22 protein-coding genes and 1 pseudogene are annotated in these 25,051 nt (G+C 72.2%); 7 read left to right on the forward strand and 16 right to left on the reverse strand.

All coding sequences use genetic code 11. From position 1 onward, the window contains the following. Window positions 1–38 precede the first annotated feature (38 nt). Window positions 39–488, forward strand: a complete 450-nt coding sequence (locus ACFVYR_RS08645; protein WP_384252910.1) for a hypothetical protein — start codon at window positions 39–41, stop codon at window positions 486–488. A 42-nt stretch (window positions 489–530) separates the two neighbouring features. Here the strand turns inward: ACFVYR_RS08645 and ACFVYR_RS08650 are convergent, their stop codons facing one another. The 5 genes from ACFVYR_RS08650 to ACFVYR_RS08670 form a co-directional block, all read right to left on the reverse strand. Beyond that, a complete protein-coding gene (locus ACFVYR_RS08650; protein ID WP_384252907.1) occupies window positions 531–1,583 on the reverse strand; it encodes an enoyl-CoA hydratase/isomerase family protein in 1,053 nt (350 codons plus the stop codon). A gap of 17 nt (window positions 1,584–1,600) precedes the next feature. Continuing rightward, window positions 1,601–2,608, reverse strand: a complete 1,008-nt coding sequence (gene meaB, locus ACFVYR_RS08655; protein WP_384252904.1) for a methylmalonyl Co-A mutase-associated GTPase MeaB — start codon at window positions 2,606–2,608, stop codon at window positions 1,601–1,603. Between the two features lie 18 nt (window positions 2,609–2,626). Then, the gene (scpA, locus tag ACFVYR_RS08660; protein ID WP_384252902.1) at window positions 2,627–4,828 is read right to left on the reverse strand and encodes a methylmalonyl-CoA mutase; all 2,202 of its coding nucleotides are present in this window, start codon (window positions 4,826–4,828) and stop codon (window positions 2,627–2,629) included. Further along, entirely contained in the window at window positions 4,828–6,675 is a 1,848-nt protein-coding gene (locus tag ACFVYR_RS08665; RefSeq protein WP_384252899.1) for a methylmalonyl-CoA mutase family protein, read from the reverse strand. The genes scpA and ACFVYR_RS08665 overlap by 1 nt, the downstream gene beginning before the upstream one ends. A 151-nt stretch (window positions 6,676–6,826) precedes the next feature. After that, on the reverse strand, window positions 6,827–7,615 hold the full coding sequence (locus ACFVYR_RS08670) for a GNAT family N-acetyltransferase (RefSeq protein ID WP_384252897.1): 789 nt from the start codon (window positions 7,613–7,615) through the stop codon (window positions 6,827–6,829). Window positions 7,616–8,065: 450 nt separating this feature from the next. On the opposite strand from ACFVYR_RS08670, the gene ACFVYR_RS08675 reads away from it, so the two are divergent. Together ACFVYR_RS08675 and lysA are read left to right on the forward strand one after the other, a co-directional pair. Then, a complete protein-coding gene (locus ACFVYR_RS08675) occupies window positions 8,066–8,443 on the forward strand; it encodes an SAV_915 family protein (RefSeq protein ID WP_384252894.1) in 378 nt (125 codons plus the stop codon). Between the two features lie 25 nt (window positions 8,444–8,468). Further along, window positions 8,469–9,935, forward strand: a complete 1,467-nt coding sequence (gene lysA / locus ACFVYR_RS08680) for a diaminopimelate decarboxylase (protein ID WP_384252892.1) — start codon at window positions 8,469–8,471, stop codon at window positions 9,933–9,935. Between the two features lie 269 nt (window positions 9,936–10,204). Here lysA and purB read toward each other — a convergent pair whose 3' ends face one another. Both purB and ACFVYR_RS08690 read right to left on the reverse strand, forming a co-directional pair. Beyond that, on the reverse strand, window positions 10,205–11,647 hold the full coding sequence (gene purB, locus ACFVYR_RS08685; protein WP_384252889.1) for an adenylosuccinate lyase: 1,443 nt from the start codon (window positions 11,645–11,647) through the stop codon (window positions 10,205–10,207). Between the two features lie 98 nt (window positions 11,648–11,745). Next, window positions 11,746–12,525 carry an SGNH/GDSL hydrolase family protein gene (locus ACFVYR_RS08690; protein WP_384252887.1) on the reverse strand — a complete coding sequence of 260 codons (780 nt, stop codon included), beginning with the start codon at window positions 12,523–12,525 and terminating at the stop codon, window positions 11,746–11,748. 159 nt (window positions 12,526–12,684) lie between these two features. Here ACFVYR_RS08690 and ACFVYR_RS08695 point away from each other — a divergent pair, with 159 nt between their 5' ends. Further along, window positions 12,685–12,939: a holin gene (locus ACFVYR_RS08695; RefSeq protein WP_384252885.1), complete on the forward strand. Its 255-nt coding sequence runs from the start codon at window positions 12,685–12,687 to the stop codon at window positions 12,937–12,939. 21 nt (window positions 12,940–12,960) lie between these two features. On the opposite strand, the gene ACFVYR_RS08700 is transcribed toward ACFVYR_RS08695, so the two are convergent. The 5 genes from ACFVYR_RS08700 to ACFVYR_RS08720 all read right to left on the reverse strand — a co-directional run bounded on the left by ACFVYR_RS08700 (window position 12,961) and on the right by ACFVYR_RS08720 (window position 19,648). Continuing rightward, window positions 12,961–13,974 carry a hemolysin family protein gene (locus tag ACFVYR_RS08700; RefSeq protein ID WP_384252882.1) on the reverse strand — a complete coding sequence of 338 codons (1,014 nt, stop codon included), beginning with the start codon at window positions 13,972–13,974 and terminating at the stop codon, window positions 12,961–12,963. Continuing rightward, window positions 13,971–15,305, reverse strand: a complete 1,335-nt coding sequence (locus ACFVYR_RS08705) for a hemolysin family protein (RefSeq protein ID WP_384252880.1) — start codon at window positions 15,303–15,305, stop codon at window positions 13,971–13,973. Before ACFVYR_RS08705 ends, ACFVYR_RS08700 begins: the two co-directional genes overlap by 4 nt. A 295-nt stretch (window positions 15,306–15,600) precedes the next feature. Beyond that, window positions 15,601–16,026, reverse strand: a complete 426-nt coding sequence (locus ACFVYR_RS08710; RefSeq protein WP_384252877.1) for a GNAT family N-acetyltransferase — start codon at window positions 16,024–16,026, stop codon at window positions 15,601–15,603. A gap of 114 nt (window positions 16,027–16,140) precedes the next feature. Beyond that, window positions 16,141–18,705, reverse strand: coding sequence for an ABC transporter permease (locus ACFVYR_RS08715; RefSeq protein ID WP_384252875.1), 2,565 nt, complete (start codon window positions 18,703–18,705; stop codon window positions 16,141–16,143). Window positions 18,706–18,718: 13 nt separating this feature from the next. After that, window positions 18,719–19,648: an ABC transporter ATP-binding protein gene (locus ACFVYR_RS08720; RefSeq protein ID WP_384252873.1), complete on the reverse strand. Its 930-nt coding sequence runs from the start codon at window positions 19,646–19,648 to the stop codon at window positions 18,719–18,721. A gap of 164 nt (window positions 19,649–19,812) precedes the next feature. Between ACFVYR_RS08720 and ACFVYR_RS08725 the strand changes: the two genes are divergently transcribed. Further along, a complete protein-coding gene (locus tag ACFVYR_RS08725) occupies window positions 19,813–20,061 on the forward strand; it encodes an antitoxin (protein WP_384252870.1) in 249 nt (82 codons plus the stop codon). A 4-nt stretch (window positions 20,062–20,065) separates the two neighbouring features. Further along, a complete protein-coding gene (locus tag ACFVYR_RS08730) occupies window positions 20,066–20,437 on the forward strand; it encodes a fic family toxin-antitoxin system, toxin component (protein ID WP_384252868.1) in 372 nt (123 codons plus the stop codon). Between the two features lie 72 nt (window positions 20,438–20,509). Here ACFVYR_RS08730 and ACFVYR_RS08735 read toward each other — a convergent pair. Beyond that, window positions 20,510–20,824 (reverse strand): annotated as a pseudogene (locus ACFVYR_RS08735) (SAM-dependent methyltransferase); the annotation flags it as partial. Between the two features lie 116 nt (window positions 20,825–20,940). Between ACFVYR_RS08735 and ACFVYR_RS08740 the strand changes: the two are divergent. Further along, window positions 20,941–21,696 (forward strand): DUF1838 family protein, encoded by a 756-nt coding sequence (locus ACFVYR_RS08740; protein ID WP_384252865.1) that lies wholly within the window; start codon window positions 20,941–20,943, stop codon window positions 21,694–21,696. Here the strand turns inward: ACFVYR_RS08740 and bioD are convergent. From bioD to bioB, 3 genes are read right to left on the reverse strand one after another with little or no spacing between them, the layout of a single operon-like run. After that, window positions 21,680–22,459: a dethiobiotin synthase gene (gene bioD / locus ACFVYR_RS08745; RefSeq protein ID WP_384252863.1), complete on the reverse strand. Its 780-nt coding sequence runs from the start codon at window positions 22,457–22,459 to the stop codon at window positions 21,680–21,682. The two genes, ACFVYR_RS08740 and bioD, sit on opposite strands and share 17 nt — an antisense overlap. Window positions 22,460–22,462: 3 nt before the next feature. Further along, window positions 22,463–23,743, reverse strand: a complete 1,281-nt coding sequence (locus tag ACFVYR_RS08750; protein ID WP_384252860.1) for an adenosylmethionine--8-amino-7-oxononanoate transaminase — start codon at window positions 23,741–23,743, stop codon at window positions 22,463–22,465. Then, the gene (gene bioB / locus ACFVYR_RS08755; RefSeq protein ID WP_384252858.1) at window positions 23,736–24,959 is read right to left on the reverse strand and encodes a biotin synthase BioB; all 1,224 of its coding nucleotides are present in this window, start codon (window positions 24,957–24,959) and stop codon (window positions 23,736–23,738) included. Before bioB ends, ACFVYR_RS08750 begins: the two co-directional genes overlap by 8 nt. Between the last annotated feature and the right edge of the window lie 92 nt (window positions 24,960–25,051).

Genomic DNA, 25,051 nt, shown 5'->3' on the forward strand with positions numbered 1-25,051 from the left:
GTGACGCTTTGTCAGTGGTGCCCGCTTTACTGGAGACCATGAGCACCGCACAGCATCTCGCCGCGATCGACCTGCTGCGCTCCAGGGAGTTCCCCGCGGAGCACGGCAGGTCGCGGTGCGGCAGTGAGGGTCCTGGCTACCACATCGCCGAGTTACTGACGAGCGAGGCCTTCTGGGAGGACGACGGCACGCTCCGGGAGGCGACCGAGGAGCAGTACGAGGCGGAGCGCGACGGCCTGAGTGTGCTTCTCGCCGACCGCTGGGGGCCGCCACAGCGGTTCAGCCTGGCGAGTCTCTTCGAGCGTGCCCTGGACCCCGGCCGCACCGGCGAGGAGATACCGGAGCCCTGGGCCCGGTTGAGTTCGTCCGTGCCGGACCTGCACCTGTGGCATGCGGACGGCCGCTGGATAGCGCTCGGCGTCGCCCAGTGGGACAGGGAGCTGCCCTTCCAGCTCCTCGCCGTGGTCACGGAGATCGACCCGCCGTGAGGCCCCGTGCGGGGAGACGGGCTCTCGGTCCGCCCGCACGGGTCAGTCGAGGTGAAGTCCGCCCCCGTCGACCGGTTCGAAGAAGCGCGCCACGTCCGCTTCGGTCACCCGCTCCAGCTCCGCGGGCGACCAGCGCGGCATGCGGTCCTTGTCGACCACCTGGGCACGGACGCCCTCCACCAGGTCCGGCGAGGCCAGCGCGGCGCAGGAGACGCGGTACTCCTGCTCCAGGACGGCCTCCAGACAGGGGAGTTCACGGGCCCGGCGCAGCGCCGCGAGCGTGACCTTCAGGGAGGTGGGGGACTTCGCCAGGATCGTCTCGGCGGCCTGCTTCGCGTGCCGGTCCCCGGACGCGTGGAGTCGGTCGACGATCTCCTCCACGGTGTCCGCGGCGTAACAGTGGTCGATCCACTCCCGGTGCGCGGCCAGTTCGCCCTCGGGGGCCTCGGCCGTGAACTCCCGCACAGCGTCGGCCGCTTCGGTGCCCGCGAGCGCCGCGGTGAACTCCGGCAGCCGCCCGGACGGTACGAAGTGGTCGGCGAGCCCGCACAGCAGCGCGTCGCCCGCCCCCACCGCCGACCCCGTCAGCGCCAGGTGGGTGCCGAGCTCACCCGGGGTGCGGGTGAGCAGATGGGTGCCGCCCACGTCGGGCACGAAGCCGATGCCGGTCTCCGGCATCGCCACCCGGGAGCGTTCGGTGACCACCCGCACGCTGCCGTGCGCCGACACGCCCACGCCGCCGCCCATCACGATGCCGTCCATGACGGCGACGTACGGCTTGGGGAAGCGGGCGATACGGGCGTTGAGGCGGTACTCGGCGTGCCAGAAGGCGGCGGCCTCGGCCGCCCGGCCCGCGCGGACGTCGTCGTGGACGGAACGGATGTCCCCGCCCGCGCAGAGCCCGCGCTCCCCGGCGCCGGTGAGCACCACCGTCGCCACCGCGTCGTCGTGCTCCCACTCGCCGAGGGCGTCGTCCATGATCCGGACCATCGCGTGGTTCAGGGCGTTGATGGCCCGGGGCCGGTTCAGGACGATGCGCCCGGCGCGGCCTTCGCGGCGCAGCAGGACGGGGGCGTCGTCAGGGGCGGTGCTCATGGTGCGGGTGGCTCCGTTCACGTGAGGCGCGTCGCGGGGCGCTCGCCCTGGAACGCGTCGAGGATCTGCTCGGCGGCCGATGTGGCCGTCAACGTACCCTCCCGCACCCGCTGCTCCAGCTCGGGGGTGACGCCTCGCACGGCCGGGTCGTCCCGCAGCCTGCCCAGGAGTTCGTCCCGCACCATCGACCACGTCCAGTCGATCTGCTGGTCGCGGCGCTTGGCGGCGAGCCTGCCGGATGAGTCGAGCAGCGTGCGGTGCTGCTCGATCCGGTCCCACAGGGTGTCCAGGCCGCTGGACTCGCGGGCGCTGCATGTGAGGACGGGGGGCGTCCACGCGGCGTCGGAGGGGTGCATCAGGCGCAGGGCCCCCGCCAGTTCGCGTGCCGCCGAGCGCGCGTCCCGCTCGTGCGGGCCGTCCGCCTTGTTCACGGCGATCACGTCCGCGAGCTCCAGGACGCCCTTCTTGATGCCCTGCAGCTGGTCGCCGGTGCGGGCGAGAGTGAGCAGCAGGAACGTGTCGACCATGTTCGAGACCGCGGTCTCCGACTGCCCGACCCCGACGGTCTCCACGAGAACCACGTCGTACCCCGCGGCCTCCATGACCACGATCGACTCCCGGGTCGCCTTGGCGACCCCGCCGAGCGTCCCGGCGGACGGGGACGGGCGGACGAAGGCGGCGGGATCCAGCGACAGCCGCTCCATCCTGGTCTTGTCGCCCAGGATCGAGCCGCCCGTGCGCGTGGACGACGGGTCGACGGCGAGCACCGCGACCCGGTGCCCCAGCGAGGTGAGCATCGTGCCGAGCGCGTCGATGAACGTGGACTTGCCCACGCCCGGCACACCGCTGATGCCGACCCGCCGCGCCCGCCCGCTGTGCGGAAGCAGCTCGGTCAGCAACTCCTGCGCCAGCGCCCGGTGCTGCGGCCGGGTCGACTCGACGAGGGTGATGGCGCGCGCGACATACGCGCGCTTCCCGTCGAGGACGCCCTTCACATACGTGTCGATGTCGATCGTCACAGGCATGAGTCGGCGCTCACCGGCTCACAGCGCGTGGCCGAGATCGGCCGCGAGTCGGTTCACCAGGTCGTACGCCGCGTCCGGGATCACCGTGCCGGGCGGGAAGACCGCCGTGGCGCCCGCCTCGTGGAGGGCGTCGACGTCCTGCGGCGGAATCACCCCGCCCACCACGATCATGATGTCGTCGCGGCCCTCGGCGGCCAGCTCCTCGCGCAGCGCCGGTACCAGGGTCAGGTGTCCGGCGGCCAGCGAGGAGACGCCCACGATGTGCACGTCCGCCTCGACCGCCTGGCGCGCGACCTCCGCCGGGGTCTGGAACAGCGGGCCGACGTCGACGTCGAAGCCCAGGTCGGCGAAGGCACTGGCGATGACCTTCTGGCCGCGGTCGTGGCCGTCCTGGCCCATCTTGGCGACCAGGATGCGCGGCCTGCGCCCCTCGGCCTCGTCGAAGGCGTCGACGAGCGTACGCGTGCGCTCGACGGACGGGGAATGGCCTGCTTCGGTGCGGTACACACCGGAGATCGTACGGATCTGGCCCGCGTGCCGCCCGTACACGCGCTCCAGTGCGTCGGAGATCTCACCGACCGTGGCCTTCGCGCGGGCGGCGTCCACCGCGAGCGCGAGCAGGTTCCCTTCGAGGCCCTGTCCCGGCCCGCGCTCGGCCGCCGCGGTGAGGGCGCGCAACGCGTCCCGGCAGGCCGCCTCGTCGCGCTCCTCGCGCAGCCGCTTCAGCTTGGCGATCTGCTGGGCGCGCACCGAGGAGTTGTCGACCGCGCGGACCTCGATCTGCTCGTCCGTCTCCACCCGGTACTTGTTGACGCCGATGACCGGCTGGCGCCCGGAGTCGATGCGGGCCTGCGTGCGGGCCGCGGCCTCCTCGACGCGCAGCTTCGGGATGCCCGCGTCGATGGCCTGGGCCATGCCGCCCGCCGCCTCGACCTCCTCGATGTGCTGCCAGGCACGGCGTGCCAGGTCGTACGTCAGCTTCTCGACGTACGCGCTGCCGCCCCACGGGTCGATGGTCCGGGTCGTCCCCGACTCCTGCTGGAGCAGGAGCTGGGTGTTGCGGGCGATGCGCGCGGAGAAGTCGGTCGGCAGGGCGAGCGCCTCGTCCAGGGCGTTCGTGTGCAGCGACTGCGTGTGGCCCTGCGTCGCCGCCATCGCCTCGACACAGGTGCGCGTGACGTTGTTGAAGACGTCCTGCGCGGTCAGCGACCAGCCCGACGTCTGCGAATGGGTGCGCAGCGAAAGGGACTTGGGGTTCTTCGGATCGAACTGCTTGACCAGCTTCGCCCAGAGCAGGCGCGCCGCGCGGAGCTTGGCGACCTCCATGAAGAAGTTCATGCCGATCGCCCAGAAGAACGAGAGCCGCGGCGCGAACGCGTCCACGTCCAGGCCCACCTCCTGGCCGGCGCGCAGGTACTCCACGCCGTCGGCGAGCGTGTACGCGAGCTCCAGGTCGGCCGTCGCGCCCGCTTCCTGGATGTGGTAACCGGAGATGGAGATGGAGTTGTAGCGCGGCATCTTCTGCGAGGTGTACGCGAAGATGTCCGAGATGATCCGCATCGAGGGCTTCGGCGGATAGATGTAGGTGTTGCGGACCATGAACTCTTTGAGAATGTCGTTCTGAATGGTCCCGGCGAGCTTCTCGGGCGGCACACCCTGCTCGCCGGCCGCCACGATGTACAGCGCCAGTACGGGCAGTACGGCGCCGTTCATCGTCATCGACACCGTCATCCTGTCCAGCGGGATGCCGTCGAAGAGCTGGCGCATGTCATAGATGGAGTCGATGGCGACGCCCGCCATGCCGACGTCGCCCGTCACGCGCGGATGGTCGCTGTCGTACCCGCGGTGCGTGGGCAGGTCGAAGGCGACCGAGAGGCCCTTCTGGCCCGCCGCGAGATTGCGGCGGTAGAAGGCGTTGGACTCCTCGGCGGTGGAGAAACCCGCGTACTGCCGGATGGTCCAGGGCTGGTTCACGTACATCGTCGGGTACGGGCCGCGCAGGTACGGCGCGACGCCCGGATACGTCCCGAGGAAGTCGAGGCCCTCCACATCGGCGCCGGTGTACAGCGGCTTGACCGCGATGCCCTCGGGCGTCTCCCACAGCAGGTCGCTCTCGGACCGGCCGGTGGACTCCTTCACGGCCGTACGCCACTGCTCGTGCGAGCCCGCGGCACCCGCGCCGGGGCCCAGGTCGACGGAGGAGAAATCGGGGATCCGCATTACGCCACTCCCATGCGGTCGAGGGTGGAGGAGAGCACGGCGACGGCGTCGCAGCCCGCGAAGACGTACGCGTCGACACCGGCGTACTCCCCGCGCCCGGCGAGGAAGACGCGCTCGGCGCCCGCCGACGCGAGGGCCCGCGCGAGCGTCTCGGCCTGTTCGGCGTAGAGCGCGTCGCTGGAGCACAGGCACGCGACGCTCGCGCCGCTGGCCCGGAAGGCCTCGGCGGCCGTCGCGGCGTCCACCGTCGCGGGATCGTGCACGGCCTCGATGCCGCCGGCCTGGAAGAGGTTCGCGGCGAAGGCGACCCGCGCGGTGTGCGCGGCGGCGGGACCGAGCGCGGCGAGGAACACCCGCGGCCGGGCGCCGGTCCGTTCCAGGTGCGCGTCCGAGCGGGCGCGCAGCTCCTCGTACGCCTCGTCGCGACGCACCCGCGGCAGACCGCCGGACGGCGCGACCGGTGCGGCGTCGCGCTCCACGGGACGCTCGGAGAGCTCAGGGAACTCGCTGACGCCGGTGATCGGTTCGCGGCGCGAGTCGAGCTTCTTGCCGCGCTCGGCCCAGGTGGCCGAGAGGCGCTCGCCGATCAGCCCGGACCGCAGGGCCGCCGCCTGGCCGCCCGCCCGCTCGATCTCCTGGAAGAACTCCCAGCCCGCCCGCGCGAGTTCGTCGGTGAGACGCTCGACGTACCAGGAGCCGCCCGCCGGGTCGATCACGCGCGCGAGGTGGGACTCCTCGATGAGGATCGTCGAGGTGTTGCGGGCGATCCGGCGCGCGAACGCGTCGGGCAGGCCCAACGAGTGGTCGAACGGCAGGACGGTGACGGAGTCCGCGCCGCCGACGCCCGCCCCCAGGCAGGCCACCGTGGTGCGCAGCATGTTCACCCACGGGTCACGACGGGTCATCATCACCGACGACGTCACCGCGTGCTGACGCTGCGCGCCCGCCGCGGGGGCCCCGCACACCTCGGCCACCCGGGCCCAGAGGCGCCGTGCCGCGCGCAGCTTGGCGATGGTCAGGAACTGGTCCGCGGTCGCCGCGTAGCGGAACTCCAGCTGTGCGCAGGCCTCTTCGACACGGAGCCCGGCCGCGGTCAGCTCGCGCAGGTGGGCGACGCCCGTGGCGAGCGAGGCGCCCAGCTCCTGCGCCGCCGAGCCACCGGCCTCGTGGTAGGGCAGCGCGTCCACCGCGAGCGCGCGCAGACCGGGGTACCGCCGAGTGCACAGCCGCGCGAGTTCCACGGCGTCGGCCGGGTCCAACGCCTCACCGGTGCGGGCCTCGTGGGCCAGGACGTCCGCGCCGAAGGTGCCGCGGGCCGACTCGTCGGGGACGCCCGCGGCCTCGTACAGGGCAAGGAGCGCGCGGGCGGCCGGGGCGAATTCCGCGCCCGCGTCGAGCGCGATGGGGGCCAGGTCGAGATAGACGCCCTTCAGCGCCGGGGCCAGCGCGGAGACCGGGACGCCGCCCGCACCCACGCCGAGCCACACCGACGTGACGCCGTTCTCGAGGTCCCCGAGCACGGCCTCGTTGGTCCGGGCGGGGTCGGTGCTCGCGTGGCGCTGCCGGACGTCCCAGCCCGTGGCCGCGTTGCCGCCGGGCGTACCACCCCGTACGAAGGGGGCGAAGCCGGGATGTCCGACATCGGGCGCGGCGTCGCGTGCGGTGTACAGCGGGCGGGTGATGAGCCCGTCCTCGAGAGCGGTGGACAGTGCTTCCTCGGCGGCCGTCCCCGATACGTCCTTACCCGATTTGCGGAGCACGCCTTCCACCAGGCGGTGCCACTGCTCATGGGTCGCATCAGGGAATTCGGCGGCCAGTGAAAGCCCGTCGTCAGGCAGGACCGTCATGCCCCGATGCTAGGGCGCAATGCCTGGCACGGGGTGCCATCAAGGGCTGTGACCTTGCCCTCTTCTGATCACCCTTGATCTCGAACGAGCAGGCGACTATTGATTGCCGCGGGCACCGAGCCGGATGGCCGCACGGTGGTCCCTCAGCTCGTCAGGCCGAGACGCGGGACGCGTGCCGGGGCGGGGCGACGGGTTTGCCCGTGACGTACTGGACGTACTCGCGCTGCAACCGGAAACCCGCCGTCCAGGCCAGCAGCCGGCTGGGGCGGTTGTCGCGGGAGCAGGACCAGCTCGCGGAGCGGCCGCGCGCGCCGATGTCCGCACACAGTGCCGTCACGCAGGCCAGCGCGAGACGCTCGCGGCGGCGCTCGGGCGCGGTGACCACCGCCACGTCCTCGTACGCGGCGCCGGTGAAGTAGCTGCAGGCCACGGCGGCGACCTGACCGTCGCGGTCGACCGCGGCCCAGCCGTGCCCGGAGGCGGCCAGGCCAGCGGGTCCGCCCCAACTGTCATGGATCCAGGACGAGCCGGTGTCGAGGGCGGCGAGCGCGGGAGCGTCGCCGGGCGTCAGCCTGCGGACGGTCACGCCCCGGGGCGGGTGGGGCGGGGCGACCTCCTCGCGCTTCACGTACACCATCCGCTCGGCCGGTACGAGCCGGTCGAAGGCGGCGCCGAGCACCGGCAGGAAGCGTGCGGGAGTCTCGACATGGCTGTGCGCGAAGGGGGAAAGCAGGTCCGGCGCGACGCTGCCCGGGTCACCGCTCAGGAGCACATGGCCCGCGCACGAGACCGCCACGGCCCGCGGGTCGAGCGCGCGGTCGGCCCACCACCGCCCCGTGCCGAACGCCGCGACGTGCTCGGGCAGGGAGCCGGGGCCGGGCGTCCCGGCAGGGAACCAGCGGGGCACCGCGGGCAGGCGGTGCGGGGGCAGCTCAATCATCAGGGGGCTCCTCCGGAGTGAGACCTTCGAGTGAAACGGGTGCGCCGGCCGGCAGGGCCATGACCGGCGGCCGGCTGCGTCCGCGCGCCGGTTCCCGTTCCCTCGGACATCCAACTGTCCCGAGCCCCTCGGCTCAAGAGCCCCCGTCAAGTCGTGCTCGACCCGAACGGGTGGGGGCCCATGCGTCGGCATCGCGTCAGAGGACGGCGTCGTTGCGTCAACGTCGCGTCATGAAGGGTCGGTTGGCACCCTGTGCCGGGCATAACGTCACCGTGTGCCGCAGATTTCCGCTCGGCCCGCGGCGCGCCCCGCCCCGACCGCACCGCTTCTCACCGGCTCCACCGACCCCGGGCCGCCCGCGCCCGCGCAGTTCCCCCGATGGCCCCACTTGTCTCCACCTGTCTCCATCTGTCTCCATCTGTCTCCATCTGTCTCCACTGGAGGAACCTCATGGCAGAGATCCCCTACGGCGAGGACCCCGAACCCGGTGAACCCGGCCCGGCCGGACCCCTGTTCGTCCCCGTCCGGCCGGGACCCGCGGGCTGTGTGGCCCGCCTGTTCCGCACACCCGTCGGCGGACGCACCGCCGTCGCCTTCACCACCCCGCAACGCCTGAGCGCCGCGCTCGGCTCCCGTCAGCCGTGGGTCAGGCTCTCCGAACCCGCGCTGCGGGCCCTCGCCGCGCCGCTCGGCGTCACCGCGGTCACCGTCGACCCGAAACTCGCCGCGCACCCCGTCGGCTCGCCGCAGTTCCACTCCGACGAGCGGTACAGCCCCGTCCGGCGGGACAAAGCCCTGGCGGGCGCCATGACCCGGTGGACCGGCTGAGACCTCGGCCAAGAGAGAAGCTGTCATGACCACACTGCGCGTACCCCGGCTCCCGGTACCGTCCCCGTCTCCGTCCACCTCGCCCTCGCCGTCCCCCTCCCCGTCTCCGCCGCCGGTCCCGGCCCCGGCCTCGACCACCGGGCCGGTACCGGTACCGGCGCCCGCCGCGCCGGCCGGCCGCGTCGCCCGGCCCGACGAGGAGCTGTCCGTCTGGCCCCTGTCCACCACCCGGCTCGCCCACGCTGACCTCGCCGTCGGCGGGGTGCGGCTCGCCGAGGTCGCCGAGCGCTTCGGCACCCCCGCCTACCTCGTCGACGAGGACGACGTACGCGCCCGCTGCCGCAGGTACCTGCGCGCCTTCCCGGACGGCGAGGTCCTCTACGCCGCCAAGGCGTTCCTCTGCCGCGCCATGGCGCACTGGATGGACGAGGAGGGGCTCGGCCTGGACGTGTGCTCGGCCGGTGAGCTGGAGCTCGCCGTCACGACGGGTTTCCCCGCGGACCGCATCGTGCTGCACGGCAACGCGAAGAGCCCCCACGACCTGCGGGCCGCCCTCCGGCTCGGGGTGGGCCGGATCGTCATCGACAGCGCGTCGGAGATCGCCCGCCTGGCCGCGGCCGTGCCGCCGGGCAGCCGGCAGAAGGTGCTGGTCAGGGTGGTGCCGGGGATCGCAGCGGGCGGGCACGCCAAGATCCGGACGGGCACCGACGACCAGAAGTTCGGCCTCTCCATCACGGACGGCTCCGCACACCACGCCATCGCCCGCATCCTCGGCCAGCCCACGCTCGAACTGGTGGGCCTGCACTGCCACCTGGGCTCGCAGATCACTACGGAGAAGCCCTTCCTCGCCGCGGTGCGCCGCATGGTCGGGCTGATGGCGCGGATCGAGGACCAGCACGGCGTCACCCTTCCCGAGCTGGACCTCGGGGGCGGCCACGGTGTCGCCTACCGCCCCGGCGACGAGGCGCTCGACATCGCCACGCTCGCGCAGAAGGTACGGGCCGAGCTGGTCGAGAGCTGCGCGGTGGCGGGCCTGGCGGTGCCGCGCCTGATCGTCGAGCCGGGGCGGGCCATCGCGGGCCCCGCCGGGGTGGCCCTCTACCGGGTCCTCGCGGTCAAGCGGACCAGCGGCAGGACGTTCGTCGCCGTGGACGGCGGGATGAGCGACAACCCGCGCCCGGCGCTCTACGGCGTGCGGTACGTGCCCCGCATGATCGGGCGGCGCTCCACGGCCGAGCCCGCACCGGTGACCGTCGTCGGCCGGCACTGCGAGGCGGGCGACATCCTCGCAGCGGACGTCCCGCTGCCGGGCGACGTACGGCCCGGGGACCTGCTCGCCGTCCCGGTCGCCGGGGCGTACCACCTGTCGATGGCCTCCGGCTACAACCTCGTCGGCCGGCCGCCCGTGGTCGCCGTGTCCGGCGGGCACGCCAGGCTGCTCGTCCGGCGTGAGTCGCTGGAGGACTTCCGCAGCCGGGACGTGGGTCTGTAAGAGCCTGGCTTTGCACGCGATGCGCCGAAGGCCCCGGGCGTCCTGCCCGGGGCCTTCGCGTCGTACGTGGTGACCGTCTGCGCGGTGCGGCTACGCGGTGACCGTCAGAGCCTGTGTCATATCCCCGGCCGGGTGGTCGCCGCCTGGCACGCACGCTCGCCGCGTTGCCGAAAAGCCCTAGTAGCTCCGCTACGAGGACTTCCCGGCGCCTTGCGATCGCACGCACCAGACGACGCCCACTGATCCGACCGGGGATATGACACAGGCTCTCAGAGGATCGCGCCCGGCGTGTAGACCGCGGCCTCCGGGTGCTCCTTCAGGAGCGCCTCGATCTGTGCGACGACTGTGCCGACCTGGTCGCTCGCGGCGCCGGTGAAGGACAGCTTGTCGGCCATCAGCTCGTCCAGCTGTGCGCGGTCCAGCGGGATGCGGGAGTCCGCGGCGAGCTTGTCGAGCAGCTCGTTGCGCTCGGCGCCCTGCTCCCGCATCGCGAGCGCGGAGGCGACCGCGTTCTCCTTGATGGCCTCGTGGGCCTCCTCGCGGCCGACGCCCGCGCGCACCGAGGCCATCAGGACCTTGGTGGTGGCGAGGAAGGGGAGGTAGCGGTCCAGCTCGCGCGCCACGACGGCGGGGAACGCCCCGAACTCGTCGAGCACGGTCAGGAAGGTCTCCAGGAGACCGTCGAGCGCGAAGAACGCGTCGGGCAGCGCGACCCGGCGTACGACGGAGCAGGAGACGTCGCCCTCGTTCCACTGGTCGCCCGCCAGCTCACCGGTCATCGAGGCGTAGCCGCGCAGGATCACGGTGAGGCCGTTGACGCGCTCGCAGGAGCGGGTGTTCATCTTGTGCGGCATCGCGGACGAGCCGACCTGGCCCGGCTTGAAGCCCTCGGTGACCAGTTCGTGGCCGGCCATCAGGCGGATTGTCTTGGCCAGCGACGAGGGCGCCGAGGCGACCTGCACCAGCGCCGTCACGACCTCGTAGTCGAGCGAGCGCGGGTAGACCTGGCCGACCGAGGTGAACGCGCGGTCGAAGCCGAGGTGCCCGGCGATGCGCTGTTCGAGGTCGGTCAGCTTGTCGGCGTCGCCGCCGAGCAGGTCCAGCATGTCCTGGGCGGTGCCGACCGGGCCCTTGATGCCGCGCAGCGGGTAGCGGCCGAGCAGATCGTCCAGGCGACGGTAGGCGACGAGCAGCTCGTCGGCGCCGGTCGCGAAGCGCTTGCCCAGCGTCGTCGCCTGCGCGGCGACGTTGTGGGAGCGGCCCGCCATGACCAGCTCGGCGTACTCGCCGGCGAGCTTGCCGAGCCGGGCGAGGACCGCGACGGTGCGGGAGCGGATCAGTTCCAGGGAGAGCCGGATCTGCAGCTGCTCGACGTTCTCGGTGAGGTCGCGGGAGGTCATGCCCTTGTGGACGTGCTCGTGCCCGGCGAGGGCGTTGAACTCCTCGATGCGGGCCTTCACGTCGTGGCGCGTGACCTTCTCGCGTTCGGCGATGGAGGCCAGGTCGACCTGGTCGAGCACGCGCTCGTAGTCGGCGATGGCGGCGTCGGGGACCTCGATCCCGAGGTCCTTCTGCGCGCGCAGCACGGCGAGCCAGAGCTGACGCTCCAGCCTCACCTTCTGCTCGGGCGACCAGAGGGTGGCGAGCTCGGCGGAGGCATAACGTCCGGCGAGGACGTTCGGGATACGGGGCTTTGCGGGCGCGGCAGTCACGTGACGTGATTCTACTGGGCGTTCCTGCAGGCCAGCGCCACGCCCCCGTTCGTCGGAAGCTACGAGAGCGGACGCCGGGTGCCGCTACGCCGGGTGCCCTACGAGGACGGGCCCTCGTAGGGCAGCAGGTCGGGGCGCTTGGGCGCGCGGCCGTCGCCGGAGGAGCGGCCGGTGAGGCGGCGGCCTATCCACGGGCCGAGGTGCTGCCGGGCGAAGCGGACGTCGGCGACGCGGCGCATGGCCCAGCCCGGCGGAACGACGGTGGGCAGCGGGCTCTGCCAGTCGTCCTCGGGGTCGTGGCCGAGCGCCTGCCACACGGCCTCCGCGATCCTGCGGTGACCCTCGGCCGTGGGGTGCAGCCGGTCCACGTCCCACAGGCGCTGGTCGCCGAGGACGGCGGCGCCGTAGAGGTCCACGACGAGGGCGTCGTGCCGGGCCGCCAGGTCGTCGACGTACGAGAAGAGCTCCTCCATGCGCGGGCGGAACCGCTCCATCACCGGGCCGTTCCGTCCGGGGCTGCGCATCAGGACGAGCTGCTTGCAGGACGGGGCGAGGCGCTCGACGGCTTCTTCGAGCAGCCCGCGCACGCGGCCCATGTCGCACTTGGGCCGCAGTGTGTCGTTGAGCCCGCCCACCAGGGTGACCACGTCGGCCTGCATCGCGGCGGCGACGCCCACCTGCTCGTCGACGATCTGGCCGATGAGCTTGCCGCGCACCGCGAGGTTCGCGTAGCGGAAGCCGGGCGTGTGCGCCGCCATCCGGGCCGCCAGGAGGTCGGCCCAGCCGCGGTAGGTGCCGTCGGGCAGCAGGTCCGACATGCCCTCGGTGAAGGAGTCGCCCACCGCGACGAGACTGGTGTAGTTGGCATTCATCTGCATGGCGGGAGCGATGGTATCCCGCCGGGGCCGATGGCGCCCGGCGCGACCGGTTTGCGGGCTCGGCTCGCCGGTGACTTCCGTGCTGCGGCGGATCTGGGCACCGTGCGGCGGCAGCGGTATGCCATAGGCACGCCGTCGTCACGAGAGAGTGGGCCCGCCATGTGGACCGCAGCATTCTGGAAGGCCACCGCGGAACGCGCGATCCGCACCTTCGCGCAGGCACTGGCCGCCGTACTGGTGGCGGGGGCGACCAGCCTCCTGGACGTCGAGTGGGGCGCCGCCTTGGCCACGGCGGGGATGGCCGCGGCCCTGGCGGTCCTGACGGCTGTCGGGGCCTCGGAGGTCGGGGCGCGCGGCCCCGGCCTCACCGAACAGCCCACCCCGACGGCGGGCGCGGGCGGTCCGGCTCGGTGACGGCCCGCCCGCTCCTCACTGTCACACCGGCTGGCCGAACAGCTCCCGCAGCACGTCCTCCATCGTGACCATGCCGGCGAGCCGGCCGTCCGCGCCGAGCACCGCGGCCACGTGGGTACGGCTGCCGCGCATGGCGGTCAGCACATCGTCCAGCGGGGTGGCCTCGCGCACCTGGGCGATCTTGCGCATCTCCGGGACCCGGAACGGCAGATCGCGCGGCGCCCGGTCCAGGGCGTCCTTGACGTGCAGGTAGCCGACGATGCGCCGGCCGTCGTCGACCACGGGGAAGCGGGAGAAGCCGGAGTCGGCCGAGAGCTGCTCCAGCTTCTCCGGGGTGACGCCCACGCGCGCGTAGACCACGTCCTCCAGCGGCAGGACGACGTCCCTGACCGGACGGCGGCCCAGTTCCAGCGCGTCGTGCAGCCGTTCCTGCGCGCGGTCGTCGATCAGGCCCGCGTCACCGGAGTCCTTGACCATGCGGGCGAGGTCGGCGTCGGAGAAGCTCGCCGACACCTCGTCCTTCGTCTCGACGCGCAACAGCTTCAGGAGGCCGTTGGCGAACGCGTTGATCGCGAAGATCACCGGGCGCAGCGCCCGCGCGAGCGCGACCAGCGGCGGGCCGAGGAGCAGCGCCGAGCGCACCGGCTCGGCGAGCGCGATGTTCTTCGGGATCATCTCGCCGAGGAGCATGTGCAGATAGGTCGCCACGATCAGCGCGATGACGAACGAGATCGGATGGACCAGGCCGTCCGGCACACCGACCGCGTCGAACACCGGCTCCAGCAGGTGCGCGATGGCCGGCTCGGCGACGATGCCGAGGACGAGGGTGCACAGCGTGATGCCCAGCTGCGCGGCGGCGAGCAGCGCCGACACGTGCTGCAGGCCCCACATCACGCTCTTGGCGCGCCGGTCCCCGTCGTCGGCGTACGGCTCTATCTGACTGCGGCGTACGGAGATGAGGGCGAACTCGGCGCCCACGAAGAAGGCGTTGACGACGAGCGTCGCCAGGGCGATCAGCAACTGGATGGCGGTCATCGGGCATCGTCCTCGTGGTCGGCGGCGGCCGGTGGGGCGTGCAGCAGGACGCGGGCGGCGCGGCGTCCCGAGGCGTCGACGACGTCGAGCCGCCAGCCGCCCACCTCGACGCCGTCACCGACGGCGGGGATGCGTCCCAACTCCGTCGCGACGAGGCCGGCGAGCGTCTCGTACGGCCCGTCGGGCACCCGCAGGCCGACCCGCGCGAGCTGGTCGGTGCGTGCCGCGCCGTCGGCGGAGTAGAGGGTCCTGCCCTCCTCGTCGGTGCCGGCCGGGTCGATGTCGGACGTCTCGTGCGGGTCGTGCTCGTCCCGCACCTCGCCGACGACCTCCTCGACGATGTCCTCCAGGGTGGCGACGCCCGCGGTACCGCCGTACTCGTCGATGACCACGGCCATGGTGCGCTTGCCGGAGAGCCGGTCAAGGAGCCGGTCGACGGTCAGCGTCTCCGGTACGAGCAGGGGCTCACGCATCCGCTCCGCGACGGACACCCGGTGCCTGCGCTCGGCGGGTACGGCGAGCATGTCCTTGATGTGGGCGACGCCGACGACCGTGTCGAGGTTGCCGCGGTACACGGGGAAGCGGGAGAGGCCGGTGGCGCGCGTGGCGTTCGCGACGTCCTCGCAGGTGGCGTGCACGTCGAGGGCCATGACCTGGACGCGGGGCGTCATCACGTTCTCCGCGGTGAGGTCGGCGAGGTTCAGCGTGCGCACGAACAGCTCGGCGGTGTCCGCCTCGAGGGCGCCCTCCCTGGCGGAGTGGCGGGCAAGCGCGACCAGCTCCTTGGGCCCGCGGGCGGAGGCGAGCTCTTCCGTGGGCTCCAGGCCGAAGCGGCGTACGGAGTGGTTCGCGGTGTTGTTCAGATGGGCGATGAACGGCCGGAACATGGCGCTGAACAGGCGCTGGGGCGTGGCCACCCGCTTGGCGACGGCGAGCGGCGAGGAGATCGCCCAGTTCTTGGGGACCAGTTCACCGATCACCATCAGGAAGACCGTCGAAAGGGCCGTTCCCAGGGCCAGGGCGATGGAGGTGGCCGCCGACCGGGGGACGCCGAGGTCGCGCAGCGGGCCCGCGATGAGCTTGGCGATGGAGGGCTCGGAGAGCATGCCGACGACGAGGTTGGTGACGGTGATGCCGAGCTGGGCGCCGGAGAGCTGGAAGGTGAGGTTCTTGACGGCTTTGAGGGCGCCGGCGGCGCCGCGCTCACCGCGCTCGACGGCCTGTTCGAGTTCGCTGCGCTCGACCGTCGTGAGGGAGAACTCCGCGGCGACGAACACGCCGCACGCCAGGCAGAGCAGCAGCGCCACGAGGAGCAGGAGCACTTCGGTCATCGGGTCACCTCCGTCCCATGATCGGGCAGGGGCGGGAGGAATGCGCGATGTCGGGTACTGGGAGGCTCGCCCATGGGCGGACGCTCACACCTTTCAGTCGGATACGAGTAGTGGGTCCATGGTAAAGGATCAGCAAAGCCGCTTGTGCCCCTGTCGGGTCGAAGGGCCCGGAGGGATGCGAGGACCGGACGCCCTGGCGTGCAGTTCAGTGCACTAGTAGCCAGGAGACGCCGATTCAGTCCGAGAGCGGTCCGTCAGGGAGCGGTCCGTCAGGGAGCGGCCCGTCAGGCAGCGGTCACTCCGTGAGCGGCTTGACCCAGCGGCTCCACTGCGGTTCGGGGGCGTAGCCCGCGGCGCGCCAGGCGTGCTGGGCGAGATCGTTGCGGTCGAGGACCATCGCGTCGCCGCGGCGCCCGCCGAGCCGTACGAACCGTTCCTCCGCGGCGGCGAGCAGTGCCGAGCCCACGCCGCGGCGGCGGTGCTCCGGATGCACGGCGAGCCGGTAGAGGTGACAGCGCCAGCCGTCGAAACCGGCGATGACGGTGCCCGCGAGCCGGCCGCCGCGCTCGGCGAGGAGCAGCGCCTCCGGATCGCGGGCGACGAGCCGTTCCACCCCGGAGCGGTCGTCGCTGATGCTCGTGCCCTCCGCCGCGGTCTTCCAGAAGGCCAGCACCGCGTCGAGGTCCTCGGGCCCCGCGGCCCGTATACGAAGATCGTCCATGGCTGTATCCCATCACCGGTCCGCGCCCCGGCGCATGGAAATTTCACCATGCGGGCCGCGGGGGAGCGGTCGCCGTCAGACGCCGACCAGCTCCTCGATGGCGGGGCCGGTCCCTCACTCGTGCGCGATCGCAGCCAGGACGTTCATGCGTGACGCGCGGAGCGCCGGCAGCAGCGCCGCCGCGAGGCCGACGACGACCGAGCCGATCACCACCGCGACGATGGTCGTCCAGGGGAACGCCAGCTCCTTCATCCCCTGCATCGCGAGCACCTGCTGGACGGCGACGCCCCAGACCAGGCCGAGCGCGAGCCCGAGCAGCGCCCCGAACACCGCGATCACCACCGATTCCAGGCGGATCATCCGGCGCAGCTGGCGCCGGCCGAGACCGATGGCGCGCAGCAGCCCGATCTCCCGGGTGCGCTCCACGACCGACAGGGCGAGGGTGTTGACCACGCCGAGCACCGCGATGACGATCGCCAGTCCGAGGAGCGCGTAGACGAGGTAGAGCATCACGGCGATCTGCTGCCGGATCAGCTCCTTGTAGTCGGCCTGGTCGCGCACCTGTACCTGCGGATACGGGTCGAGCGTCCGGTCCAGACGCGCCCGCAGGGTGTCCACGTCCGTGCCGGAGGCCGCGTTGACGTACAGCGCGGAGTCCTGGCCGCCCGGCACGTACTTCTCGACCGTGCCCAACCCGAGGAAGAGCCCGCCCTCCACGCCGAACCCCTCGGCCGAGTCCTGGTCGGTGAGCGCGCCGACCGTCAGCTTCGCCTTGCGTTCGCCGGGGAACGTCGCCGCCAGCGTGTCACCGAGACGCACCTTGTGCTTCTTCGCGTAGTCCTTGTCCATCCCGATCCGGCCGTCCGCGAGCGCGGTGCGTGAACTGCCCTGCGCGTACGTGACCTTGGCGACGTCGTCGAGCCGCGGACCGTAGCCCGCGGCGGTGGACTCGACGTGTTTGCCGTCGGGCATCGCCAGCTTGAGGGGCGTGAAGCGCTGGCGCACCACGAGGCCCGCGCCTTCGGTGCCCCCGACCTTCTCGGTGATCTCCGACGAGAACGGCACGAAGTTGCTGTTCTGCACGACGAAGTCCGCGCCGAGCGTCTTGTCTATCTGCCGGTCGAACGACTTGGTCATGGACGCGCTGGCCACCGAGAGGCCGCCGACCAGCGCGAGCCCCACCATCAGCGCGGCGGCCGTGGCGCCGGTACGACGCGGATTGCGCAGCGCGTTGCGCTGGCTCATCCGGCCGATCGAGCCGAAGACGGCCGGGAACGCGCCGCCGAGGACCCGGATCACCGGGCGGACCAGGAGGGGCCCCGCGATGACCGTGGCGATCAGGGTCAGGACGATGCCGAGCCCGAGCAGGGACGCGGCCGACGAGGTCTTCGACGCGTTCGCGCAGCCCACCAGCGCGGCGGCGCCGGCCGCCCCGACGAGCGCGCCCGCGACGGCCCGCACCTTCAACGGCCGCCCCACCCCGGCGATCTCGGCGTCGGCGAGCGCCGCCATCGGCGAGACGTGCGCGGCCCGCCGGGCGGGGAGGTACGCCGCGACGAAGGTGACGCCGACCCCGACGACGTACGAGGCGACGGGAGTGGCCCACCCGACGACCATCTCCGTGGACTTCAGGTTCATCCCGAGCAGGCCCATCAGCTTGATCAGGCCGAGGGCGAGACCTATGCCTGCGGCGAGCCCCAGCGTCGAGCCGGCCAGGCCGAGCAGCAGCGCCTCGATGAGCACGGAGCGGCGCACCTGCTTGCGGTCGGCGCCGAGCGCGCGCAGCAGCCCCAGTTCGCGGGTGCGCTGCGCGATGAGCATCGAGAAGGTGTTGACGATCAGGAAGATGCCGACGAGCACGGCGACTCCGGCGAAGCCCAGCATCACGTACTTGATGACGTCCAGGAAGCCGCCGAGCTCGGACGCGGCGGACTCGGCCTGCTCGTCGGCGGTCTTGAGGTCGTAGCCCGAGCCCAGTTGGGCGGCGATCCGGTGTTTGAGCGTCGTATCGGCGACACCGTCGGCGGCCGTCACCGAGATGCTCGTCGCCCGGTCCGTCGAGCCGAGCAGTTCGCGCTGGGCGGTCGGGGTGTCCAGGAAGACGAGGGCGGCGCCGGGATTCGTCGTGGTGAACGTGGCGATGCCGACGATCTCGACCTTGAAGGAGCCCGGGCGCGCGAGAACGGTGAGGGTGTCGCCGATCTCCACGTCCTTCTTGTCGGCCGTGTCCGCGTCGAGCAGTGCCTGACCGGCGCCGCGCGGGGCATGGCCGGAGGTGAGCTCCACGGGGCTGCGGTCGGTGGGGTACCAGTTGGTGGCGATGGTGGGGGCGCCGGTCGTCGGGCCCACGGATTCGTTGTCGCGGTCGACGACGGTGATGTTCTCCACGGCCGCGTCGATGTGCGCGTCCCTGACGCCGGGGACCGCGGCCACCCGCTCCTTGAGGCGCGCGGGCACCGTCGACGTCTGCCCGGAGGGCACCGCCTCGTCGAGGTCGTCCTTCGCCTCGACCGTCACATCGGCCGAAGTCGAGGCGAACAGCCGGTCGAAGGTGCGGGTCACGGTGTCCGAGAAGATCAGGCTGCCCGCGACGAACGCCACCGAGAGGATGACGGCGAGCGCGGAGAGCATGAGCCTGCCCTTGTGCGCGAGGAAGCTCCTGAGTGTCGCCTTCAGCACCGCGGCCCCCGGCTCAGCTCTGTTCCGACGGACTGTCGGAAGTATCGGATGGGTCGGGCGTGTGGGACGTGTCGGACGCTTGGGACCTGTCGGACGGAGTGTCGGGCGGGCTGCCGGACGGACCCTTGGCGGGTACAGGGGTGGACGCGGGAGTACCGGGATGCACCGCGTGCAGCGTGTCGAACCGCTTCATGCGTTCCAGGACCGTCTCCGCCGTCGGGCGCTCCATGTCGTCCACGATCCGTCCGTCGCCGAGGAAGAGGACCAGGTCGGAGTGGGCGGCGGCCCCGGGATCGTGGGTCACCATCACCACCGTCTGGCCGAGCTGGTCCACCGCGTCCCGGAGGAAGCCGAGGACTTCGAGGCCGGCCCGCGAGTCGAGGTTGCCCGTCGGCTCGTCGGCGAAGATCAGCTCGGGCTTCGCGGCGAGGGCCCGCGCGCAGGCCACCCGCTGCTGCTGCCCGCCGGACAGCTGTGAGGGGCGGTGCTTCAGCCGGTCCCGCAGCCCCAGTGTGTCGATCACGTGCTCCAGCCAGTCGCGGTCGGGCCGCTGGCCCGCGATGTCCATCGGGAGCGTCATGTTCTCCAGGGCGTTGAGCGTGGGGATGAGGTTGAAGGACTGGAACATGAAGCCGATGCGGTCCCGCCGCAGCCGGGTCAGCTCGCGCTCCTTGAGGCCGGTGATCTCCGTGTCGCCGAGCCACACCTGCCCCGCGGAGACGCTGTCGAGCCCGGCCAGGCAGTGCATCAGGGTGGACTTCCCCGAGCCGGAGGGGCCCATGACGGCCGTGAAGCGCTCGCGCGCGATGTCCACGTCCACCGAGTCGAGGGCGAGGACGGTCGTCTCGCCCGAGCCGTACGCCTTGGTGAGACCGCGGGCGCGCGCGGCGGCCCCGGCGGGCCCCGAGCGGCCCGTGAACGGTGCCGAAGCAGGTGCGGACAAGTCGGCCTCCTGGGTTGTGGCCGTTCCAACTCCCCTGACCCCGCAGAGAGTAGTGGGGTCACCTGGGTGTCCGGTATCCCTCCGAGGTCGGGCCCCGGATACGTATGTAAGGGGCAAGGTTCTGCGCCCTTGTCGTGCTAGCACCCGAGCGCTAGCTTGACGGTATGGCGAAGACCCAGTTGAACGTGCGGGTGGACGAGGACACCGCGAGGGCCGCGCGTGAGCGCGCCCTGGCCCGGGGCATGAGCGTCAACCGCTACATCGAAGAGCTGGTCAAACAGGACTCCGGCGAAGTGGGGCACACCTTCGTGGAGGCCGCGGCCGACTTCATGAAGCAGTACGAATCCGTCTTCGCCGACGAGTTCGGCGTCGAACGCGAGGGCAGCCGCCCGGTGCGTGAAGGTCGTCGCTGAGCCCTTGAACCTCAGAATCGACCTCGCCTGGCTCCTGATGGTCGCCGAACACAAGACGCCCGGTGACCCCCAGGTCACCGACTGGGGCGCGCTCGTCGCCGCCGTCGCCAGACACGAGGCGGAAATATTCGGACTGCCCGTCTACGAGACGCCGCACGACCGCGCGGCGGCCCTCCTCCAGGTCCTGCTCCACATCCCCGCACTGGAGCGCTCCAACGCACTCTTCGCCTGCTCCGTCGCGTACGCCTACCTCGTCTCCAGCGGCCTGAAGGTCGTCACCTCGCCCGAGCAGGTGCGTGAGCTCGCCCGCCTGGTGAAGGAGGACGGCGCGAACGTGCACGCCATCGCGGACGAGCTGCGCCAGTGGAGCCTGTGAGAGCGGCCGATGGGTTCTGCCCCGGGAGCGGGTGCGCACGTGACTCGTCCGGACCGGGTGCGTCCGGACGTCGGGCAGCGCTTCGGCGGCGCCCGGTACGACATCGACGGGCACGTCCGCGCGCAGGGCCGCTGACACCGCGAGGCGGCGCAGAATCCGCTCCGGTTCGATCGCCACGACCTCGCAGACGGCGCGGGGGTAGTGCGCGAAGTTGAGACCGTTGCCCGCACCGACCTCGATGACCCGCCCGGAGAGCCCGGTGAGGAGTTCCCGGCGATGGCGGCCGAGCACGGGTTCGAGGGCCACGCTCTGACGGGCGTAGAAGCGGGCGAAGACGGGGTGGCGCACGGCGTCCCTGGGCACGGATGCGGTGGAGCGAGGCGACATAGGTCCTCCTCGACGGAGCGGGCGGATACCGCCATGGTGCGGTATTCCGGCCATTTCCGGGCCCGGTCGTCGGGCGCCCGCCCCGACCGCGGCGGCGGGCGCGCAGAGTACTTCCCATGACGAGTACGACCACACCCGCAGAACTGCTCCGCTCCTTCGCCCGTACCCGGGCCTCACTGGATGGTGAGGAGGTCACCTACTGGTGGACGGGAGACGTGTACTCCTGGGCCCCCGACGAGCCCTACCAGCGCCTCTTCGGCTTCGAGGGGCTCAACGTCTCCCGCCTCGTCCAGGACGCCGAGAACGGCCCGGACGCCTACCAACTGCTCACCCGCGAGGCCGCGTTCTACCTGGACCCCGTCACCCGCGAGATCCTCGAGACCTGGCAGGACCTGCCGGTGGTGCACGTCTGGAACGACCCGGCGAACCAGAAGTGGCGGCCCTTCCCGATCCCGACGACCGACCTCGGCGGCCAGATCTGCTTCAGCCTGGAGATCCCGCTCGCCTACCCTTCGCCGCTGCCGGTGGCCCAGTACCCGGTCCACTCGTCCGGCGACACGTACAAGGCCCTCGAACTCTTCCAGTTCTTCGTCGACCGCGCCGATCTGGCAGGACCGGCGCCCAGTGTGCCCGCCACCATGTCGTGGACGCGGATGTCGCCGTGGCTCCCGTGGATGGCCCGCGGGCAGTGCCCCGGCGGCCTGACCTACCACTGCCGGGGCCGCAAACTCGGCTCGCACGCCGAGGTCCCCGAGCGCACCCGCGCCTATGTCGCGGGGCACCACCCGGAGTTCGCCCATGCGCCGGAGAAGTGGAGCGAGCCGAACGAGACCAGCTGGACGTACTTCCGCAAGCTCAACCCACCGAAGTAGCTGTTCGCCCCGGTGCGGGCCGCTTCTCCCTCCGCCCCCACGCCGCAGGCGCCTCCCGCTCCCTGAACGCCGCCGCGTCCCACATGCCGCCCAGCTCCGGGCCCAGCCAACTGCCCGCCGCCGCACGGAAGCCGGGCCCGTCGAGCAGGCCGGAGCCTGCCGGTACCGCGCCGATGAGGTCCGCGCCCGCCGACTCGGGCAGGTCCACGAGATTGCACCGGGAAGCGAGGTCGGGCGCCGTGGGCCAGCTGCCGACGACGACGCCCAGCTGGGTGAGCCCGCGGGCCCGCAGCGCCTCCCCGGTGAGCGTCGCCGAGTTGAGGGTGCCGAGGCCCGCCGTGACGACCACAAGGACCGGCGCGCCGAGCAGCCGGGCGGTGTCCGCGAGCGTTCCGCCCTCGTCGTCGAGGCGTACGAGCAGACCGCCCGCGCCCTCGACGAGCACCAGATCGTGCTCCGTCGCCAGCTTGGCCGCGGCCTCGGCCACGTCCGCCGGCCGTACGGGCGCCAGCCCCGCCCGGCGTGCGGCGGTGTTCGGCGCCAACGGCTCGGGGAACCGGGCGAGTTCGAGCGTGGTGATGCCGTCGCCCGCGAGCCGCGTCACCTCCCGCACGTCACCCGGCTCGTCCGGCGCGACCCCGGTCTGCGTGCCCTTGAGCACGGCGACACTGCGCCCCGCCGCGAGCGCGAGGGCGGCCACCGCGGCCGTCGTCACCGTCTTGCCGATCTCCGTGCCCGTCCCGGACACCACGATCACTGCCATATGTCATCCCTCCTTCGCCGCGGCGCACACGGCGCGCGCGATCCGTGCCACGTCGTCGTCGCCCGTGACGAACGGCGGCATCGTGTAGATCAGGTCGCGGAACGGCCGCACCCACACGCCCTCGCGGACCGCAGCCCGCGTCGCCGCCGCCATGTCCACCGGGTGGTCCAGCTGGACGACCCCGATGGCGCCGAGGACCCGGACCTCCCGTACGGAAGGAAGACCGGCCGCCTCGGCCAGACCGTCCCGCAGGCCGGACTCGACGCGCTTGACCTCGGTCTGCCAGTCCTGCCCGAGCAGCAGGTCGATGGAGGCGCCCGCCACCGCGGCGGCCAGCGGATTGCCCATGAACGTCGGCCCGTGCGCCAGGACGGGCACCTCGCCCCGCGAGATGCCGTCCGCGACCCGCGGCGTGCACAGCGTCGCCGCCAGCGTCAGATAGCCGCCGGTCAGCGCCTTGCCCAGGCACATCACATCGGGCGTGACACCCGCGTGATCGGCCGCGAACAGCGCTCCGGTGCGGCCGAAGCCCGTCGCGATCTCGTCGAATACGAGCAGCACGTCGTGCGCGTCGCACGCCTCGCGCAGCACCCGCAGGTAGTCGGGGGAGTGGAAGCGCATGCCGCCCGCGCCCTGCACCACGGGCTCGACGATCACGGCCGCCAGCTCATGGGCGTGGCGCTCGACGATGTCGTGCAGGTGCGTCGCGTACGTCTCCTCGTACGCGGCGGGCGGCGCGTCGGCGAACACCTGGCGCGGCAGGACGCCCTGCCACAGGTCGTGCATGCCGCCGTCGGGGTCGCAGACGGCCATCGGCTGCCAGGTGTCCCCGTGGTAGCCGCCGCGCCAGGTCAGTACCCGCTGCTTCGCCGGGCGGCCCAGCGAGCGCCAGTACTGCAGGCACATCTTGAGGGCGACCTCGACCGAGACGGAGCCCGAGTCGGCGAGGAAGACATGTTCGAGACCCTCGGGTGACATGTCGACAAGGCGCTTCGCGAGCCGGACGGCGGGCTCGTGCGTGAGCCCGCCGAACATGACGTGGCTCATGCGGTCGAGCTGGCCGCGCACCGCGTCGTTGAGGACGGGGTGGTTGTAGCCGTGGATCGCCGACCACCACGACGACATGCCGTCGACCAGCTCGGGGCCGCCGTCCGCGAGGCGCAGTCGGACGCCGCTCGCCGACTCGACGACCAGGGGCTCCTGGCGGCCCGGCATCGGCCCGTAGGGGTGCCAGACGTGCTGCCGGTCGAGCGCGAGCAGTTCGGCAGTGGAGAGGTCAGGCATTGGGCGCGAGATCCGTTCCCGCGCCCCGGCGGCGTACCGCCACCAGGTCCGTGCGTGCCTCGCCGGGCTCGGCCACCGGAGCGGCGGCGGACTCCGGAGTCCCGCACGGCCCGCAGCCGCCGCCCTCGTGCGAGCCGCAGCCGCCCTCGGTGTGCGAGCCGCAGCCGCTCCCGGCATGCGAGCCGCAGGCCCCCGCGGCGGCCGCCGCGTCCGCGCGGTGCTTGGGCAGCGTCACCTGATCCGTGCCCTCGATCTCGAAACCGGCGTCCGCGATCATCTCCAGGTCCGCCTTGCCCGCCTGGCCCTCGCTGGTCAGGTAGTCGCCCAGGAAGATGGAGTTGGCGAGGTTGAGGGCGAGCGGCTGCATCGAGCGCAGATGGACCTCGCGGCCGCCCGCGATGCGCACCTCGACGTCCGGGCAGACGAAGCGGACCATCGCGAGGATGCGCAGGCAGCGCTGCGGGGTGAGGTTCCACTCCTTGGCCAGCGGCGTGCCCTCGAAGGGGATCAGGAAATTGACCGGCACCGAGTCCGCGTCCAGCTCGCGCAGCGCGTACACGACGTCGACGAGGTCCTCGTCGCTCTCGCCCATGCCCGCGATCAGCCCCGAGCAGGCCGAAAGACCCGCCGCGTGCGCCTTCTGGACGGTGTCGACGCGGTCGGCGTAGGTATGGGTCTTCGTGATGTCCGCGTAGGTCGCCTCGGACGTGTTGAGATTGTGGTTGTACGCGTCCGCGCCGGCGCCCCGCAGCCGCTCCGCCTGGCCGTCCGAGAGCAGGCCGAGGCAGGCGCAGACCTCGACGCTCTCGTTCTGCTCCTTGACCGCAGCGATGGTCTGCGCCACCCGGTCCACGTCACGGTCGGTCGGGCCGCGGCCGCTCGCCACCAGGCAGACCCGCTTGGCGCCGCCCGCGACCCCGGCCGCCGCGGCCCGCGAGGCCTCGTCGGGCTTCAGCCACGTGTACTTGAGGATCTCTGCCTTGGAACCGAGGCGCTGCGAACAGTACGAGCAGTCCTCCGGGCACAGGCCCGACTTGAGGTTGACCAGATAGTTGAGTTTCACCCGTCGCCCGAACCAGTGCCGCCGCACCCTCCCGGCGGCGGCCACTACGTCGAGGAGATCGTCGTCGGAGGTGGCCAGTACGGCCAGCGCCTCTTCGCGGGTCGGCAGCTCGCGCCGAAGCCCCTTGTCCACCAGCGTGTTCAGCAGGTCCATGGCGCTGATCCTTACGCACAGCAGGGTTCCCGGCCAAGGAGGATCCGCACAACAGAACCGGTTTGAGGTGTGGGTATTGCCACACCCTGGCC

The sequence above is a fragment of the Streptomyces sp. NPDC058284 genome (assembly GCF_042881135.1).
Classification (GTDB): Bacteria; Actinomycetota; Actinomycetes; order Streptomycetales; family Streptomycetaceae; genus Streptomyces.

Coding starts and splice junctions, on each gene's coding strand:
- ACFVYR_RS08645 (WP_384252910.1), top strand. CDS start 39: ATGAGCACCGCACAGCATCTCGCCGCGATCGACCTGCTGCGCTCCAGG.
- ACFVYR_RS08650 (WP_384252907.1), bottom strand. CDS start 1,583: ATGAGCACCGCCCCTGACGACGCCCCCGTCCTGCTGCGCCGCGAAGGC.
- meaB (WP_384252904.1), bottom strand. CDS start 2,608: ATGCCTGTGACGATCGACATCGACACGTATGTGAAGGGCGTCCTCGAC.
- scpA (WP_384252902.1), bottom strand. CDS start 4,828: ATGCGGATCCCCGATTTCTCCTCCGTCGACCTGGGCCCCGGCGCGGGT.
- ACFVYR_RS08665 (WP_384252899.1), bottom strand. CDS start 6,675: ATGACGGTCCTGCCTGACGACGGGCTTTCACTGGCCGCCGAATTCCCT.
- ACFVYR_RS08670 (WP_384252897.1), bottom strand. CDS start 7,615: ATGATTGAGCTGCCCCCGCACCGCCTGCCCGCGGTGCCCCGCTGGTTC.
- ACFVYR_RS08675 (WP_384252894.1), top strand. CDS start 8,066: ATGGCAGAGATCCCCTACGGCGAGGACCCCGAACCCGGTGAACCCGGC.
- lysA (WP_384252892.1), top strand. CDS start 8,469: ATGACCACACTGCGCGTACCCCGGCTCCCGGTACCGTCCCCGTCTCCG.
- ACFVYR_RS08690 (WP_384252887.1), bottom strand. CDS start 12,525: ATGCAGATGAATGCCAACTACACCAGTCTCGTCGCGGTGGGCGACTCC.
- ACFVYR_RS08695 (WP_384252885.1), top strand. CDS start 12,685: ATGTGGACCGCAGCATTCTGGAAGGCCACCGCGGAACGCGCGATCCGC.
- ACFVYR_RS08700 (WP_384252882.1), bottom strand. CDS start 13,974: ATGACCGCCATCCAGTTGCTGATCGCCCTGGCGACGCTCGTCGTCAAC.
- ACFVYR_RS08705 (WP_384252880.1), bottom strand. CDS start 15,305: ATGACCGAAGTGCTCCTGCTCCTCGTGGCGCTGCTGCTCTGCCTGGCG.
- ACFVYR_RS08710 (WP_384252877.1), bottom strand. CDS start 16,026: ATGGACGATCTTCGTATACGGGCCGCGGGGCCCGAGGACCTCGACGCG.
- ACFVYR_RS08725 (WP_384252870.1), top strand. CDS start 19,813: ATGGCGAAGACCCAGTTGAACGTGCGGGTGGACGAGGACACCGCGAGG.
- ACFVYR_RS08740 (WP_384252865.1), top strand. CDS start 20,941: ATGACGAGTACGACCACACCCGCAGAACTGCTCCGCTCCTTCGCCCGT.
- bioD (WP_384252863.1), bottom strand. CDS start 22,459: ATGGCAGTGATCGTGGTGTCCGGGACGGGCACGGAGATCGGCAAGACG.
- ACFVYR_RS08750 (WP_384252860.1), bottom strand. CDS start 23,743: ATGCCTGACCTCTCCACTGCCGAACTGCTCGCGCTCGACCGGCAGCAC.
- bioB (WP_384252858.1), bottom strand. CDS start 24,959: ATGGACCTGCTGAACACGCTGGTGGACAAGGGGCTTCGGCGCGAGCTG.